14 protein-coding genes are annotated in these 16,829 nt (G+C 43.9%); 12 read left to right on the top strand and 2 right to left on the bottom strand.

Annotation, left to right across the window (positions count from 1 at the left end; all coding sequences use genetic code 11):
- Positions 1–19: 19 nt before the first annotated feature.
- The 8 genes from metF to NQ508_RS07500 all read left to right on the top strand — a co-directional run bounded on the left by metF (position 20) and on the right by NQ508_RS07500 (position 11,457).
- On the top strand, positions 20–889 hold the full coding sequence (gene metF / locus NQ508_RS07535) for a methylenetetrahydrofolate reductase [NAD(P)H] (protein ID WP_006426471.1): 870 nt from the start codon (positions 20–22) through the stop codon (positions 887–889).
- Positions 890–899: 10 nt separating this feature from the next.
- Complete coding sequence (locus tag NQ508_RS07530; RefSeq protein ID WP_006426472.1) at positions 900–1,544, top strand: vitamin B12 dependent-methionine synthase activation domain-containing protein; 645 nt, start codon at positions 900–902, stop codon at positions 1,542–1,544.
- Between the two features lie 29 nt (positions 1,545–1,573).
- Positions 1,574–3,964, top strand: coding sequence for a homocysteine S-methyltransferase family protein (locus NQ508_RS07525; protein ID WP_006426473.1), 2,391 nt, complete (start codon positions 1,574–1,576; stop codon positions 3,962–3,964).
- Positions 3,965–4,020: 56 nt separating this feature from the next.
- On the top strand, positions 4,021–5,028 hold the full coding sequence (gene asnA / locus NQ508_RS07520) for an aspartate--ammonia ligase (protein WP_006426474.1): 1,008 nt from the start codon (positions 4,021–4,023) through the stop codon (positions 5,026–5,028).
- 162 nt (positions 5,029–5,190) lie between these two features.
- Complete coding sequence (locus tag NQ508_RS07515) at positions 5,191–6,702, top strand: 4Fe-4S dicluster domain-containing protein (RefSeq protein WP_006426475.1); 1,512 nt, start codon at positions 5,191–5,193, stop codon at positions 6,700–6,702.
- A 196-nt stretch (positions 6,703–6,898) separates the two neighbouring features.
- Positions 6,899–9,538 (top strand): alanine--tRNA ligase, encoded by a 2,640-nt coding sequence (gene alaS, locus NQ508_RS07510; protein ID WP_044919536.1) that lies wholly within the window; start codon positions 6,899–6,901, stop codon positions 9,536–9,538.
- Positions 9,539–9,701: 163 nt separating this feature from the next.
- Positions 9,702–9,878 (top strand): 30S ribosomal protein S21, encoded by a 177-nt coding sequence (rpsU, locus tag NQ508_RS07505; protein ID WP_005603101.1) that lies wholly within the window; start codon positions 9,702–9,704, stop codon positions 9,876–9,878.
- Positions 9,879–10,227: 349 nt separating this feature from the next.
- Positions 10,228–11,457 (top strand): aspartate aminotransferase family protein, encoded by a 1,230-nt coding sequence (locus tag NQ508_RS07500; RefSeq protein ID WP_022415511.1) that lies wholly within the window; start codon positions 10,228–10,230, stop codon positions 11,455–11,457.
- 164 nt (positions 11,458–11,621) lie between these two features.
- Here NQ508_RS07500 and NQ508_RS07495 read toward each other — a convergent pair whose 3' ends face one another.
- A complete protein-coding gene (locus tag NQ508_RS07495) occupies positions 11,622–12,575 on the bottom strand; it encodes a cation diffusion facilitator family transporter (RefSeq protein WP_006426479.1) in 954 nt (317 codons plus the stop codon).
- Positions 12,565–13,182 (bottom strand): Maf family protein, encoded by a 618-nt coding sequence (locus NQ508_RS07490; RefSeq protein WP_022415509.1) that lies wholly within the window; start codon positions 13,180–13,182, stop codon positions 12,565–12,567. Before NQ508_RS07490 ends, NQ508_RS07495 begins: the two co-directional genes overlap by 11 nt.
- A gap of 177 nt (positions 13,183–13,359) precedes the next feature.
- Here NQ508_RS07490 and NQ508_RS07485 point away from each other — a divergent pair, with 177 nt between their 5' ends.
- The 4 genes from NQ508_RS07485 (at position 13,360) to coaD (ending at position 16,826) form a co-directional block, all read left to right on the top strand.
- Positions 13,360–13,896, top strand: coding sequence for a prolyl-tRNA synthetase associated domain-containing protein (locus NQ508_RS07485; protein ID WP_006426481.1), 537 nt, complete (start codon positions 13,360–13,362; stop codon positions 13,894–13,896).
- 150 nt (positions 13,897–14,046) lie between these two features.
- Entirely contained in the window at positions 14,047–15,768 is a 1,722-nt protein-coding gene (locus tag NQ508_RS07480) for an ABC-ATPase domain-containing protein (RefSeq protein ID WP_006426482.1), read from the top strand.
- Positions 15,769–15,771: 3 nt separating this feature from the next.
- The gene (gene rsmD / locus NQ508_RS07475; protein ID WP_006426483.1) at positions 15,772–16,341 is read left to right on the top strand and encodes a 16S rRNA (guanine(966)-N(2))-methyltransferase RsmD; all 570 of its coding nucleotides are present in this window, start codon (positions 15,772–15,774) and stop codon (positions 16,339–16,341) included.
- Complete coding sequence (coaD, locus tag NQ508_RS07470; RefSeq protein WP_006426484.1) at positions 16,335–16,826, top strand: pantetheine-phosphate adenylyltransferase; 492 nt, start codon at positions 16,335–16,337, stop codon at positions 16,824–16,826. The genes rsmD and coaD overlap by 7 nt, the downstream gene beginning before the upstream one ends.
- Positions 16,827–16,829: the final 3 nt, after the last annotated feature.

Genomic DNA, 16,829 nt, shown 5'->3' with positions numbered 1-16,829 from the left:
GGAGAATGACAGAAAAAATATGAAAATCAGTGATATATTAGTAGAAAAGACACCGCATCTTTCTTTTGAGGTATTTCCTCCGAAGACAGATGCAGCATATGAAGGAGTATTAAAGGCGACAGAAGCAATTGCAGAATTGAAACCGTCATATATGAGTGTTACATATGGTGCAGGCGGCGGTACCAGTAAGAATACTGTAAAGATTGCATCACATATCAAAGATAAATATAATGTACCAAGCCTTGCACATCTTACTTGTGTATCATCAACAAAAGAAGAAGTGCATCAGGTAATCGATCAGTTAAAGGCAGCAGGAATTGAGAATATCCTTGCTCTCAGAGGAGATATTCCACAAGAGAGTGAATTCCCACTTCCGAATCATTATCAGTATGCATATGAGCTGATCGAGGATATCAAGAGTCAGGGAGATTTCTGCATCGGGGCTGCATGTTATCCGGAAGGACATGTAGAGTCCGAGCATAAGAAGGATGATATTGCACATCTGAAACAGAAAGTAGACTGTGGTGTAGATTTCCTGACTACACAGATGTTTTTTGATAACAATATTCTTTATAATTTCCTCTATAGAGCGAGAGAAAAGGGTGTTACCGTTCCGGTTATTCCGGGAATCATGCCGGTAACAAATGCAAATCAGGTAAAGAGAATCCTGTCTATGTCCGGAACCAACCTTCCGGAGAGATTCAAAGCAATCGTAGATCGCTTTGGAGATAATCCGAAAGCAATGCAGCAGGCAGGTATTGCGTATGCGACAGACCAGATCATCGATCTGTTCGCAAATGGCATTAACCATGTTCACGTATATTCTATGAATAAACCGGAGGTTGCTGCGGCAATCCAGGCAAATCTTTCAGAGATTCTGAATAAATAGAGGAAGCAAAATGGACGCAAGAACGAAAGAAGCAATTCGTTACTTGGGATATGGCAGACATGCGGTAGATGATCATACGCTGAAGCTTGTGGAAAGCTGTTTTGAAGAGCTTTCCCAGGCGGCGTGCGGCAGGATCGTCTACCGCATTTTTGAATTAGAATTCCCGGAGAGTGGAAGAATCCTTCTGGGAAATCTGGATATCCACAGTAAAAATCTTTATAAAAATCTGACGGGATGTAAAAAAGCAGTGCTGCTGGGTGCAACGCTTGGACCGAAAGTTGATCTGCTATTGCGGAAATATTCCATCGGAGATATGGCAAGAGTGGTAACACTTCAGGCGTGTGCGGCTGCTATGCTAGAAGAATATCTGGATGAATGGCAGACTGCTCTGGAAGCAGATATGAAGAAAGAGGGTTATTATATCAGACCGAGATTCAGTCCTGGATATGGAGACTTTGATATTGCACATCAGGATATGATCCTCCGTATGCTGGATACGGCAAAGAAGATCGGGCTGACACTTACCGGCGGCAATATGCTGACACCGTCAAAATCGGTGACGGCAGTGATCGGTCTCAGTGAAACAGAGACTTCCTGCCATATCAAAGGTTGTGAGGCGTGTCAGAAGAAAGACTGCGCATACCGCAGATCATAAGATACAAGAAAGAGGATAGGAGCAGACAAATGTTATTAGAACGACTGGGAAAAGAATTATTGTACTTTGACGGTGGAATGGGAACACTTCTTCAGTCAAAGGGATTACAGCCGGGAGAACTCCCGGAAGTCTGGAACCTGGAACATGCAGAAGAAATCATCGATATCCATAAGGCATATTTTGAGGCAGGCAGTGATATCGTCTTAAGTAATACATTTGGTGCTAATGCGATCAAATTCCATGATTCCAAGTATGGACTCAAAGAAATCGTAACAGCAGGAATCCAAAATGCAAAAAAGGCTGCAGAACGTGGCGTGCACGACGGAAGAAAGACTTATGTAGCATTAGATGTAGGACCAACCGGTAAGTTATTAAAGCCAATGGGAGATCTTTCGTTTGAAGATGCATATGATGCATTTAAAGAAACGATGATTTATGGAGAACAGGCAGGAGCTGATCTGATCCATATCGAGACCATGAGTGACAGTTACGAAGTGAAAGCAGCAGTACTTGCTGCAAAAGAGAATACTTCACTTCCGGTATTTGCAACTATGATCTTCGATGAAAAGGGAAAACTCCTGACAGGAGGAGATGTTCCGGCGGTGGTTACCATGTTGGAAGGCCTTCGTGTAGATGCATTGGGAATCAACTGTGGTATGGGACCGGAGCAGATGCTTCCGATTCTGGAGGATATTCTGAAATACGCATCGGTTCCGATCATCGTAAAACCGAATGCAGGACTTCCGAAGCAGCGTGACGGAGAAGTCTATTATGATGTAGAACCGGAACAGTTTGCTGGATATATGGCAAAGATCGTAGAGATGGGAGCGCATGTGATCGGCGGATGCTGTGGAACAACACCTGCACATATCCAGAAGATGGTTGAGACGACCAGAGAGATGAGCGTAAAGCCGGCAACAAAGAAAGATATCACAATGGTATCTTCTTACGGACATGCGGTCATCCTTGGCGGCAAGCCGATGATTATCGGAGAGAGAATCAATCCGACCGGTAAGAAGAAATTCAAACAGGCATTAAAAGACCACGACATGGATTATATCCTGAAAGAGGGGATTACGCAGCAGGATAAGGGAGCACATATTCTGGATGTCAACGTAGGACTTCCGGATATTGACGAACCGGCGATGATGAAAGAAGTCATCATGGAGCTTCAGAGCGTATCAAGCCTGCCGCTTCAGATCGATACCGTTGATATCACAGCAATGGAAGCGGCGATGCGCATCTATAACGGTAAGCCGATGGTGAACTCTGTAAATGGAAAACAGGAAAATATGGATGCTGTCTTCCCGCTTATTAAGCGTTACGGAGGTGTTGTGATCGGGCTTACGATCGACGAGGATGGAATCCCGGCAACGGCAGATGGAAGAGTCCGTGTGGCAGGAAAGATCATTGAAGAAGCGAAAAAATATGGCATTGACAAAAAGGACATTGTAATCGATGTGCTGGCAATGACGATCAGTTCCGAGCCGGAAGGAGCAAAGGTCACTCTGGAAGCACTGAAAAAAGTCAGAGAGACTTACGGTGTATGTACGGTACTTGGTGTATCGAACATTTCATTCGGACTTCCGTACCGTCCGGCAGTCAATTCGAATTTCTATACGATGGCCATGCAGAATGGCTTAAGTGCCGGAATCATCAATCCGTCTTCGGAAGATATGATGTGTTCTTACTATTCATTCTGTGCGCTGATGAATTACGACAAGAACTGCGAGGATTATATCCGTGTATATGGCAGTCAGAAAGCAGGAACGCCTGCACCGGCAGCCAAGGCAGAACTGACTTTAAAAGAGGCCATCGAAAAAGGTCTGAAAGAAGAAGCGCATCATGCAACAGGAGAACTGTTAAAGGAACAGGCACCGCTGGAGATCATCAATGAACACCTGATCCCGGCACTGGATACGGTGGGAAAAGGATTTGAAAAGGGAACTGTCTTCCTGCCGCAGCTTCTGATGAGTGCCGATGCGGCAAAGATCGCATTTGCAGTGATCAAGGACGTACTCGCACAGGAAGGCGGGGAAGTCCAGGCGAAGAATAAAGTTATTCTCGCAACGGTAAAAGGAGATATTCACGATATTGGTAAGAACATTGTAAAAGTCCTTCTGGAGAATTACAGTTTTGATGTGATCGATCTGGGGAAAGATGTACCGCCGGAAGTGATCGTAGATACTGCAGTTGAGCAGGATATCCGGCTGGTAGGTTTAAGTGCGCTTATGACAACAACGGTTGTAAGCATGGAAGAGACCATCAAGTTATTGAGAGAACGTAAACCTGAATGTAAAGTCATGGTAGGTGGAGCTGTGCTGAATCAGGATTATGCAGATATGATCGGGGCAGATTTTTACGGCAAAGATGCAATGCAGTCCGTATATTATGCACAGAGAGTATTTGGAGAAGAGTAATCAGTGAGCAAAGAATTTCATAAAAATATACAACAGACAAAAAGGAGACAGAAAAAATGGGATTAATATTACCAGAACATTATGACCCTCGCTTAAGCGTAAGAGAGACACAGGAAGCAATCAAGTACATTCGTGACACGTTCCAGAAGGAATTCGGAAAAGAGATGAATCTGGAGAGAATCTCTGCACCGTTATTTGTAGAAAAAAGCAGTGGTCTGAACGATGACCTGAACGGTGTGGAAAGACCGGTACAGTTCGATATCGCAGGCGTTCCGGGAGAGACAATCGAAGTTGTACATTCCCTTGCAAAATGGAAACGTATGGCATTATACAAATATGGATTCCAGCCGGGTGAAGGACTTTATACAAATATGAACGCGATCCGCAGAGATGAAGAACTTGACAACTTACATTCCTGCTACGTGGACCAGTGGGACTGGGAAAAAGTGATCAAAAAAGAAGAACGTACTGTTGAGACACTGGAAGCTACCGTACGTAATATCTTCAAGATCATCAAACATATGGAACATGAGGTATGGTACAAATATCCACAGGCAGTGAAGAAACTTCCGGAGGACATCTATTTCATCACTTCCCAGGAACTGGAAGACATGTATCCGGATAAGACTCCAAAGGAAAGAGAAAATCTGATCACAAAAGAACACGGCTGTGTATTCCTGATGAAGATCGGTGACAAACTCGCAAGCGGCGAGCCGCACGACGGACGTGCACCAGACTACGATGACTGGCAGTTAAACGGAGACATCCTGTTCTGGTTCGAGACACTGAACTGTGCACTTGAGATCTCCAGCATGGGTATCCGTGTAGATGAAAAAGCTCTGGAAGAGCAGCTTGTAAAAGCAGGATGCGAAGAGAGAAAGAATCTCCCATATCATAAGATGCTGTTAAACGGAGAACTTCCATACACCATCGGAGGCGGTATTGGACAGTCCAGACTCTGCATGCTGCTTCTTGACCGTGCTCATGTCGGCGAGGTGCAGGCAAGTTTGTGGCCGGAAGAGATGCGGGAGACTTGCAGAGAGCATAATATTATTCTGCTGTAAATTGGTACTTAATTCAACAGGCTGGTGGATACCCGGACCGAAAGGCCAACCCAGTTAATAAATTAATCCCCAAAATTAGTTGATAAGATTTTCTCAAGTGTCTATAATAGAACTATAGACTGTCATAAAAATGACAAAGGAAAAACAGGAGGAACTCCAACTATGATGAGAGGCATTAATACAACCGTAAGACGGTTGAGAAGAAAAGTCTTTGAAGAAGTCGCAGCGCTTGGTTTCAAAGCGGATGCGGATACTTTATGCGACGATATGGAAGCAATCCCATATGCGCTGGTGAATGATGAGACGGAACAGTACCGTGACAGTGTCTACCGTGCAAGAGCAGTTGTACGAGAGCAGGTAAGACTTGCAATGGGACTTGCGCTCAGACCTGAAGATAAACCGGTACATCTGACAGCGGGAGTAGAAGCAAGTAACATATCAGACAAATATTATGAGCCGCCGCTTATACAGGTTATCCCGTCTGCATGTATGAGATGTGAGGCGAAAGGATATGAGGTCAGCAACATGTGCAAAGGATGTCTGGCACATCCTTGTATGGAAGTCTGTCCAAAGGGTGCAATTTCCATGGTGAACGGAAAATCCTACATTGATCAGGAAAAATGTATCAAATGTGGAAAATGTAAGAGTGTCTGTCCATATGACGCAATCTCCAAGAAAGAGCGCCCTTGTGCAAAAGCCTGTGGTGTCAATGCGATTGAAAACGATAAAGTGGGACGTGCATATGTCAATCCGGACAAATGCGTATCCTGCGGTATGTGTATGGTAAACTGTCCGTTTGGAGCAATTTCAGACAAATCCCAGATCTTCCAGCTTGCAAGAGCATTGTCGGAAGGCGAGCAGATCATTGCTGAGATCGCACCGGCATTTACCGGGCAGTTCGGAGATAATATCAATGCGAGAAACTTAAAGGCAGCACTGGAAGAACTTGGATTTTCACAGGTATACGAAGTAGCTCTTGGAGCTGATATCGGAGCTGTTGCAGAGGCACACCATTATGTGGAAAAGGTTACAACGGGAGAACTTCCATTCCTTCTGACATCCTGCTGTCCGTCATGGGCAATGCTGGCAAAGAAATATTTCCCGGATATGATCGATGAAGTGTCTCAGGAGCTGACGCCTATGGTCGCTACTGCACGTACGATCAAAAAAGAACATCCGAATGCAAAAGTAGTATTCATCGGACCATGTGCGGCCAAGAAGCTGGAAGCAATGCGCAGAAGCGTAAGAAGTGATGTTGATTTTGTAGTGACATTTGAGGAATTACAGGGAATGTTCGATGCGAAGGAAATTGATCTTTCCGAATATGAAGCAGAGTCATCTTTCCATAATGCAACAGGTGTAGGACGTGGATATGCAGTTGCAGGCGGTGTTGCATCCGCGATTGAAAAATGTGTGAATGAATACTATCCGGGTGTGGAAGTAAAGATCGAACATGCAGAAGGTCTTGCAGATTGTAAGAAGATCCTTTCTATGGCGAAGATCGGAAGAATGAACGGATGTCTGATCGAAGGAATGGGATGTCCGGGCGGATGTGTAGCCGGAGCAGGAACGAATATTCCGGTACCGAAAGCACAGAAGAAAGTACAGGAATTTGTGAAAGCATCCAGCAAACAGCTTCCACCAAAGGAACTCGGTGAGATTGAGTTAAAATAAGAGGGTTCCGAATGAGAAAACAAGAATCCGGAATGTCGTTCATGACGATATTTTATGCGCGTTTTATGCATATTTAAGTTTAAAAGAGACAGGCGTAATGATTGACAAAACGCCTGTCTCTCTTTATAATTAAAAGTTAGTATTGATAAAAATATTTATACTGATTTGATACATGAATGTAGAGCAGGAGGAAATTATGCAGAAGTATGGCGTAAACGAATTAAGAAGAATGTTTCTTGAGTTCTTTGAAAGCAAGGGACATCTGGCAATGAAAAGTTTCTCATTAGTGCCTCATAACGATAAGAGTCTGTTACTGATCAACTCTGGTATGGCACCATTGAAACCATATTTTACAGGACAGGAGATACCGCCGAGAAGACGTGTTACCACCTGTCAGAAATGTATCCGTACAGGAGATATCGAGAACGTAGGAAAGACAGCAAGACATGGTACATTTTTCGAAATGCTTGGTAACTTCTCATTTGGAGACTATTTTAAAGACGAAGCAATTCACTGGACATGGGAATTCCTTACAGAAGTAGTAGGACTGGATCCAGATAGATTATATCCATCCATTTACCAGGATGACGATGAGGCCTTCGAGATCTGGAATAAAGAGATTGGAATCCCGGCAGAGAGAATCTTCCGTTTTGGAAAGGAAGATAACTTCTGGGAGCATGGAGCAGGACCTTGCGGACCATGTTCAGAAGTATATTATGACCGTGGGGAAAAATACGGATGTGGACAGCCTGGATGTACCGTCGGATGTGAATGTGACCGTTATATGGAGATCTGGAACAACGTATTTACACAGTTTGACAATGACGGACATAACAACTATACAGAATTAGAGCAGAAGAACATTGATACAGGTATGGGACTGGAACGTCTGGCATGTATCGTGCAGGATGTAGATTCTATGTTCGACATCGATACATTAAAGGCTTTAAGAGACCATGTATGTAACATGGCAGGTGTGGAATATCAGAAAGATGATAACACAGATACTTCAATCCGAGTACTGACAGACCACATCCGTTCAGTAACATTTATGATCTCAGACGGTATCCTTCCATCAAACAGCGGACGTGGATATGTATTGAGACGTCTTCTCCGCCGTGCATGCCGTCATGGAAGACTTCTTGGAATCAAGGGAGCATTCCTTGTAAAACTTGCACAGACTGTCATTGACGGATCGAAAGACGGATATCCGGAACTGGAAGAAAAGAAAGACTTTATCTTTAACGTAATCGCCAAAGAAGAAGCTCAGTTCAACAAGACAATTGACCAGGGACTTTCTATTCTTGCAGACATGGAAGAAGAGATGAAGAAGAATGGTGAGGCTGTTCTCTCTGGAAAGAACGCATTTAAGCTTTATGATACTTATGGATTCCCGATCGATCTGACAAGTGAGATTCTGGAAGAAAAGGGTCTGACTTATGACGAAAAAGGATTCGAAGAAGCACAGAAAGAACAGCGTGCAAAATCCGAAGGAACATTCGGTACACACAACTACAGTGGTAAAGATGCCAGTGTATATGATGAGCTGGATGCAGAATTATCTTCTGAGTTCGTCGGATATAATCAGTTAGAGGTTGAATCTGATGTGACAGCTATGACAAGCGAGACAGAAGTTGTAGATGCACTGACAGACGGAGATAAGGGTACGATCATCGTTGCCAAGACTCCATTCTATGCAACAATGGGTGGACAGGAAGCTGATAAAGGTATCATCTGTACCGAAGACGGTGAATTTGTCGTAGAAGATGTTGTGAAGCTTGCAGGCGGTAAATTCGGCCATGTAGGCCAGGTTACAAAGGGTATGATCAAAGTCGGCGACAAGGTGACTCTGAAGGTTGACAAAGAGAACCGTGCACTTGCTGAGAACAACCACAGTGCAACCCATTTGCTTCAGAAAGCTCTCCGTATGGTACTTGGCAATCACGTAGAGCAGGCAGGATCTCTGAATAATGCACAGAGACTGCGTTTCGACTTTACACATTTCTCTGCCATGACGGCAGAAGAACTGCAGAAGGTTGAAGATATCGTAAATGAGAAGATCCGTGAGAATCTTCCGGTTGTAATTAAAAATATGCCGATCGAAGAGGCTAAGAAGACGGGAGCTGCAGCTCTGTTCGGAGAAAAATACGGAGACATTGTACGTGTTGTAAGTATGGGTGATTTCTCTATCGAATTCTGTGGTGGTACACATGTAAAGAATACAGGAAACATCATGGCATTCAAGATCCTGTCCGAGACAGGTGTGGCTGCCGGAGTACGCCGTATTGAAGCCCTGACATCCAAAGGACTTCTGGATTACTACAGCGCTCAGGAGAAGAAGCTTCATGAGACTGCAAAATTACTGAAAGCAACACCGGAAAACATCGAAGAGAAGGTTTCTCATCTGATGAATGAAAATAAGGTATTAAAGGGCGAAGTAGAGAGCTTGAAGAGCAAACTTGCAAAAGATGCCATGGGTGATGTAATGAACCAGGTAGAAGAAGTAAAAGGTGTGAAATTCCTTGCTACAAGCCTGGAAGGTGTAGATATGAACGGCCTTCGTGATCTTGGAGACCAGTTAAAAGAGAAGCTGGGCGAAGGTGTGATCCTGCTTGCTTCTGTTAATGATGGTAAAGTAAGCCTGATGGCTACCGCTACAGACGGAGCTATGAAACAGGGAGCTCATGCAGGTAACCTGATCAAAGCAGTTGCCAAATTAGTTGGCGGCGGTGGCGGCGGACGTCCGAATATGGCGCAGGCCGGCGGTAAGAATCCGGCAGGTGTAGAGGATGCTCTGAAGGCTGCAAAAGAAGCATTAGAAGGACAGCTTGCATAAAATTTTACTGTCAATTCGCGAAATTTTGCAATTTTTTCCAAAGTGGAAGAAAGTTGTTGACGTGAGAAAAAAATATGTTATAATCATATGTAGTGCAATAAAAATACCCGAACAGTCGTATGATGCACAATATAGGACTGGAGGGGAGGTTAGGTGTGAGTCTATGTCAAATGTAATCGTTAAAGAAAACGAATCGTTAGATAGCGCTTTACGCAGATTCAAAAGAAACTGTGCAAAGGCTGGTATTCAGCAGGAAATTCGTAAAAGAGAACATTACGAAAAACCAAGCGTAAGACGCAAAAAGAAATCTGAAGCTGCTAGAAAACGTAAGTATAACTAATATGTGCAGAAATAGAGTGTCGTATGGCACTCTATTTTTTATACTTTAGTATGCGATAGAACCTGCCAGTGACAGGTTCTATATGTGTCTTAGCATGCTGGAAAGCCGCCGGTGGCACACTTTAGCGAAGCAGTCTGGAAAAATATTTTTGAAAATTTTTCAAAAAACATGTTGACGTTTTCAAAACACAGGTATATACTGTGAATCGTTGAAAGGCAAAGGCGCCATACCCGTTAGGGTGTGGTGCCTTTTTTCGTTCTATTGATAGAGTGATAAAAGGATAGGAAGACGAACGAGATCATAATTATTCAACAAATTTTTAGGATGGATGAAAGTGAGGAGTTTTATTATGAGATTAAAGGATACGGGACTTACAGCACAAGAACTGAAGGACATGGTTAATAAGTATATGGTGGAGACTTATGAGAGATATGATTTCATTGCAGAGAGAGCAGAAGGTATGTATCTGTACGATGAAGAAGGAAATGCATATCTGGATTTCTACGGTGGGGTTGCCGTTAACAGCTGTGGTAACAGAAATCCAAAAGTCATTGCAGCAATCAAGGATCAGTTAGATGATATCATGCATACATTCAACTATCCATACACCATTCCACAGGCATTACTGGCTAAGAAGATCTGTGATACGATCGGAATGGATAAGATCTTTTATCAGAACTCCGGAACTGAAGCAAATGAGTGTATGATCAAGATGGCAAGAAAATATGGTGTAGATAATTTCGGACCGGAAAGATATCACATCATTACAGCAAAACATGGTTTCCATGGAAGAACTTACGGAGCAATGTCTGCAACAGGCCAGCCGGACAATGCAATTCAGATGGGATTCAAACCAATGCTTCCTGGATTCGATTATGCAGAATATAATAACCTTGAAGATTTCAAATCAAAGGTAACAGAGAATACAATCGCAATCATGATTGAGCCTGTACAGGGCGAAGGCGGTGTTCATCCTGCAACACAGGAATTCATCGAAGGACTTCGTAAATTATGTGACGAGAAAGATATGTTACTTCTGTTTGATGAAGTTCAGACAGGATGGGGACGTACCGGAGCACCGATGGCTTACATGGGATATGGTGTAAAACCAGACGCAGTATCTATGGCAAAAGCAGTCGGAGGCGGAATGCCGTTAGCAGCATGCTGTGCAACTGAAAAAGTAGCAAAAGCATTTACAGCAGGAACACATGGCTCTACATATGGCGGACACTGTGTAACATGTGCAGCAGGTCTTGCATCAGTAACAGAGATTCTTGATAACAACTTAAGTGAAAATGCAAAAGAAATGGGAGAATACATGAAACAGGAACTTGCAAAACTCCCACATGTAAAAGAAGCAAGAGGACGTGGACTTCTGGTTGGATGCGAATATGATATTCCAATCGCAGTAGAAGTAAAACACGGATGCCTGGACAGAATGGCACTGATCACAGCCATCGGAGACAGCGTAAACCGTATGATTCCACCACTTATCGTAACGAAGAAACAGATCGATGAGCTGATGCTGATCATGAGAGCGTCTATCGAAGATGCTGCCGCAAAATACGAAAGCAAGTAAGCGTAAATAAATATAAGAAGATACAGAAATACAAATGATTCAGACGTTACCACAATTTTGATTCATAGAACTACCTTCAAAAAGAGGCTGCCGGCGATTTTGCCGGCAGCCTCTTACGCATACCAAAGTATACAAGAAAATCTGCCAGTGGCAGGTTTTGCAGATTAAGTTTCTTCTTCATCAGGAACAGGCTCAGGGACCTCTGTATCTCCAGTGTATTCAATGTCCGGAAGCAGTTCAAAATAAAAGTCCTGATATTCTTTTGAAAGAGCCTGAATGATCTCTTTCTGCACGGATTTGAACTTGGAAATAGAGATCATATCACGGTTCATGGTGATATACACGCTGATCCATAATTTCCGTCCGGTACGCAGGATATCATAATATAATTTTGTGTCCCCGTATGTGGCAAGAATCGGAGATACGATCTCTTTGATCTCCTGAACCGTTTCTTCCTCCGGAGGGAGTAAGAACAGGTCCCGAAGTCCCGTGATCACGGTTTTTATCGGAACCGGAAGCATAAAAAGGGACAGGATGATCGCCAGTATCGGGTCGAGATAAGGAATCAAAGGCTGGAACCATTCTCCGGTTATGATCTGCGGCAGAAAGAATGCGATGCACATACCAAACGATGCGACAGAGTCGATCTGCCATTCCTGGATCTCCATGATCACGATCGGTGAAGTCAGTTTACTGTTCATCCTGCGAAGCAGGAAGATCACAGCAATACTGACTAAGGTGGCACTCATTTCAAAATACGCAACCATGGAAAAGTTGACATGCTGGCCGCCGTGGAAGATGATCTGGATGTTGTTAATGATCAGTCCGACGGTAACAGCAATCATGATCGCACCTTTTACAACAACAAATAAGGATTCAATCTGCTGGTAACCAAATGGGTGGCTTTCGCTGGACGGCTTGTACATCAGCGGAACCAGTGAAAGTGATACGAATACCATCAGAATCTCGACGCCGTCATAGACACTGTCCAGAAGGACGGCCTGCGACCTTGTGATGACCGCCATAACGATCTCCAGGATTACGAAAATCGTACTTCCTGTGATGGAGATACGGAGTGCGGATTTTTCGTATTTCTGTTTACTCCGGCTAGAATGCATAATGTATCTTCTCCTTTGGCAAAATGGAATCAAGTTCATGGTAGAGTCGTGCGATCGGAAGGCCGACTACATTATTATAATCACCTTCGATCCCTTTTACGTGGATGGCAAATGCGCCCTGGATGCCGTAAGCGCCGGCTTTGTCAAGAGAATCACCGCTGTCAACATAAGCATGAAGATCCTCTTTTGTGACCGGATAAAAGGTGACATCCGTTTTTTCGTAGAATGTATGTAAGATCTGCTGCCCACGGATACACCCTGCAAATGTAACTCCGGTATAGACCTGATGTGTGCGGTCTGCGAGCATGGAAAGCATATCAAAGGCTTCTTCGTTATCTGCTGGTTTCCCAAGAATCTCACCGCGATAAGACACAATGGTGTCGGCACCGATGACGATACAGTCTTCACCCTGATATGCGGGATTGTCTTTTATCTTTGATTCATATACATCAAGAGCTTTCTGGTGCGCCAGTTCCATCACGACATCGGACGGAATATCTTTGGTGATCTTTTCATCGACTGCAGACGGGATTACGTCGAATGTGAATCCTGCCTGGGTAAGCAGCTCCTGCCGTCTGGGAGAAGCTGATGCTAATACGTATTTCATGTCTTTTTTCTCCTTTATGACCTTTTGAAAATATATAAAATACCAACTATAGTATAACATAGAATGAAAAAAACAGAAATTCATAACGGATAAAATTGTAATGTAAAAATTGCAATCACTGTGCAGATTCGATATAATGTTAACAAGTATAAATATCGGAAACGGAGGTTTATTGTTATGTATATCAGTGAAATAAGAACGAAAGCACCGGCAGACGAAAGAATGCCGTTAGAGCGGAAATTCTACGATACATTGGAAAAATTAAAAATACCATATGAACAGGTGGATAATGATCCGGCATCTTCGATGGAAGAATGTGCAGAAGTGGATAAAGCGATCGGAACAGAGATCCGGAAGAATGTCTTCCTCTGTAACCAGAAGAAGACAACCTTCTTTTTGCTGGTAATGCCGGCAGACAAAGCATTTGACACTTCTTCATTCAGTAAAAAACTGGGCGTGTCCCATATGTCATTTGCGCCGCCGGAGAAGATGCTGGAACATCTTGGCACAACACCGGGATCAGCAAGTGTTGCAGGGCTTCTGACCGATGAAGATGATTATGTGCAGGTAATTATAGATAAGGAAGTTGCAGAGGCAGAATGGTTCGGCTGCAACCCGGGAATCAACACCAGCCATTTGAAATTTAAAACGAAAGATCTGCTTCAGAAGTATCTTCCGGCGATCCATCACAGAGCAAGAATTGTGGATCTGTAGAATCCAGAGAAGCGAATAAGAGAAGCAGATCTGCGGGAAAGAGAGAAGCGAATAAGAAAAGCAGATCTGCGAGAAAGAGAATAGTGAATAAGATAGACAGATCTGTAAAGGATAGAATAGAGAATAAAAAGGAACAGTAACATTATAAATATGAAGACATCAGAAGATTTAAAACAGATACTGGAGCGCATTGATCACAGAGGATATCCGGCATATAAGGATACCAGAGGCGCATACCAGTTTGGAACATATATACTGGGGATTGATCATGTACAGGGAGATCCGTTTGCGGCACCGTCCAGGTTGCATATACAGGTGGCAGGAAGAGCGGCCCGGATTCCGGGAAATCTATATGACAGCAAATGTAAAAAGATGGCTGTGGCAGATTATCTGCTGCGGAATTTTGCAAAGCAACTGGAACGGTACTCGTTTCAGGCACACGGTTCCGGAAAAAGCGGGATCATCCAGGTGACACGATGTGGTCAGGAAGTGCTGGAACGTACGGCCTGTGAGATAGAGGAAAAGACAGGGAATATTATTGTCCGGTTTGAGGTCGGATTCCCGGCAAGAGGACGTACGATCCAGGCAGGAGAGCTGATTAAGATTCTGTATCAGTATCTGCCGGCGTGTGTGGAGAAAGCCTTGTATTATAAGAATATGGACCAGAATGCAGTGAAGCAGGCGGCAGAACTTGCCGTGGATCAGGAATATATCCGGGAACAGCTGAAAAAAGAGGGACTGATAGCATTTGTTGCTGACGGTTCGATCCTTCCGAGAGAATCGGGCGTTTCCCAGAGACCGATGAAGGATGCGGTGCCGTTTGTCTCGCCGGATTCTATGAAAGTTACGATGAAGCTTCCATATAAAGGAGTGCTCACCGGAATGGGAATACGAAAGGGAATCACTCTGGTTGTAGGTGGCGGCTATCATGGTAAATCAACGCTTTTGAAAGCACTGGAGAGTGGTGTATATCCTCATATTGCAGGAGATGGCAGGGAATATGTAGTCACAGATGATACTGCAATGAAGATCCGCGCAGAAGACGGCAGAAGCATCCGGCATACAGACATTTCCATGTTTATCAATGATCTGCCGAACGGAAAAGATACGTATGCGTTCGACACGGAAGATGCAAGCGGAAGTACGTCACAGGCGGCGAATGTGATAGAAAGTATGGAAGCAGGAACACAGGTATTTCTGATCGATGAAGATACGAGTGCAACGAATTTTATGGTGAGAGATGAGCTGATGCAGCAGGTGATCCACCGTGACATGGAGCCGATTACACCGTTTATTGAGCGTGTGCGGGATCTTTATCAGGAATATGGAATATCGACGGTGCTGGTAGCTGGAAGCTCCGGAGCCTATTTCCAGATCGCGGATCAGATCATTCAGATGGATAAGTATGTTCCGAGAGAAATCACGGAACTGGCAAAGGAAGCGGCTTCAGACTATCCGGCATTGAAGTTTCCGGAAGAAAAGCCGGAACAGCCATCGTTTGACCGGAAGGTGCGTAAGAATCCGGGCATCCGCCAGAAAGGCAGGGTGAAATTAAAAACAATGGGACGCGATGCGGTCATGATCGGTCATGAGACGATTGATCTGCGGTATGTGGAACAGCTTGTGGACAGTGAGCAGTTAAATACACTGGGGCAGATCGTACGTTTCCTGGAAGAGGAGATATTTGATGGCAGGAAGACACTTGGACAGGCCATAGAACAGGTAGAGAACGTTCTGGATAAAAAAGGGCTTGCCGGTGTGTGCGAAGGAAATACCGTACCGGGAAATCTTGCAAGACCGCGTATACAGGAAATCTATGCCTGTATGAACCGTTACAGAAAGCTTGGAACAGACAGGAAAGAGAGGGGATAGAATATGAGAGTCATTGCAGGAAGTGCAAGAAGAACACAGTTAAAGACGTTGGAAGGCATGGATACCAGACCAACAACAGACAGGATCAAGGAGACATTATTTAACATGATCGCTCCATATCTGTACGACAGTATCTTTCTGGATCTGTTTGCCGGAAGCGGCGGGATCGGGATCGAAGCTCTGAGCAGGGGAGCAATGGAAGCGGTATTTGTAGAGAAGAATCCGAAAGCCATGGCGTGTGTCAAAGAGAACCTTCAGAAGACACATTTTGAAAGAAAAGGGATGACCATGCAGATGGATGTGATGACAGCACTCTATAAATTAGAAGGAGAAAAACAGTTTGATTATATTTTTATGGATCCACCGTATAATCATGAACTGGAAAAAAGTGTGCTGACTTATCTGGCAGAATCATCGCTGCTGGCAGAGGAAGGAATCATCATTGTAGAGGCTTCTAAAGAGACAGACTTTGATTATGCAGAAGATCTTGGATATAACATTATCAAAGAAAAAGAATATAAGACAAATAAGCATGTATTTTTGGAACCTGCGGGAAGGAAAGAAATATGTTAACAGGAATCTATCCGGGAAGCTTTGACCCGGTCACATACGGACATCTGGATATCATAAAACGTTCTGCTGAAATGGTAGATGAACTGGTAGTCGGAGTGCTGAATAATAAAGCAAAAACCCCGTTGTTTTCCGTAGAAGAACGTGTTAAAATGTTAGAGGAAGTAACGAAAGACATACCAAATGTTAAGATTATTCCATTTGAAGGATTATTGGTGGATTTTGCCCATAAGCTGAATGCGAAGATTGTAATAAGGGGACTTCGGGCAATCACTGATTTTGAATATGAATTACAGATGGCGCAGACCAATCATAAACTTGCGTCAGATGTGGAGACGATATTTCTGATCACGAATCTGCAGTATTCGTATTTGAGTTCTACCACGGTAAAAGAAGTGGCAGCCTTCGGAGGAGATATATCCCAGTTTGTGCCGGATTACATAGAGCAGAAAGTCTGGGGGAAAATGAAACATAAAAGGAGAGTGTAAATA

The organism is Dorea longicatena, from assembly GCF_025150085.1.
In the GTDB taxonomy this organism is placed as follows: Bacteria; Bacillota; Clostridia; order Lachnospirales; family Lachnospiraceae; genus Dorea_A; species Dorea_A longicatena.
This window is presented reverse-complemented; position numbering and strand designations above follow the sequence as displayed.

What these genes read in the sequence shown, in the direction of transcription:
- NQ508_RS07530 (WP_006426472.1), top strand. Translation starts at nt 900, where the DNA reads ATGGACGCAAGAACGAAAGAAGCAATTCGTTACTTGGGATATGGCAGA.
- NQ508_RS07485 (WP_006426481.1), top strand. Translation starts at nt 13,360, where the DNA reads ATGTATATCAGTGAAATAAGAACGAAAGCACCGGCAGACGAAAGAATG.
- alaS (WP_044919536.1), top strand. Translation starts at nt 6,899, where the DNA reads ATGCAGAAGTATGGCGTAAACGAATTAAGAAGAATGTTTCTTGAGTTC.
- NQ508_RS07495 (WP_006426479.1), bottom strand. Translation starts at nt 12,575, where the DNA reads ATGCATTCTAGCCGGAGTAAACAGAAATACGAAAAATCCGCACTCCGT.
- rpsU (WP_005603101.1), top strand. Translation starts at nt 9,702, where the DNA reads ATGTCAAATGTAATCGTTAAAGAAAACGAATCGTTAGATAGCGCTTTA.
- NQ508_RS07480 (WP_006426482.1), top strand. Translation starts at nt 14,047, where the DNA reads ATGAAGACATCAGAAGATTTAAAACAGATACTGGAGCGCATTGATCAC.
- NQ508_RS07525 (WP_006426473.1), top strand. Translation starts at nt 1,574, where the DNA reads ATGTTATTAGAACGACTGGGAAAAGAATTATTGTACTTTGACGGTGGA.
- NQ508_RS07515 (WP_006426475.1), top strand. Translation starts at nt 5,191, where the DNA reads ATGATGAGAGGCATTAATACAACCGTAAGACGGTTGAGAAGAAAAGTC.
- NQ508_RS07490 (WP_022415509.1), bottom strand. Translation starts at nt 13,182, where the DNA reads ATGAAATACGTATTAGCATCAGCTTCTCCCAGACGGCAGGAGCTGCTT.
- NQ508_RS07500 (WP_022415511.1), top strand. Translation starts at nt 10,228, where the DNA reads ATGAGATTAAAGGATACGGGACTTACAGCACAAGAACTGAAGGACATG.
- asnA (WP_006426474.1), top strand. Translation starts at nt 4,021, where the DNA reads ATGGGATTAATATTACCAGAACATTATGACCCTCGCTTAAGCGTAAGA.
- coaD (WP_006426484.1), top strand. Translation starts at nt 16,335, where the DNA reads ATGTTAACAGGAATCTATCCGGGAAGCTTTGACCCGGTCACATACGGA.
- metF (WP_006426471.1), top strand. Translation starts at nt 20, where the DNA reads ATGAAAATCAGTGATATATTAGTAGAAAAGACACCGCATCTTTCTTTT.
- rsmD (WP_006426483.1), top strand. Translation starts at nt 15,772, where the DNA reads ATGAGAGTCATTGCAGGAAGTGCAAGAAGAACACAGTTAAAGACGTTG.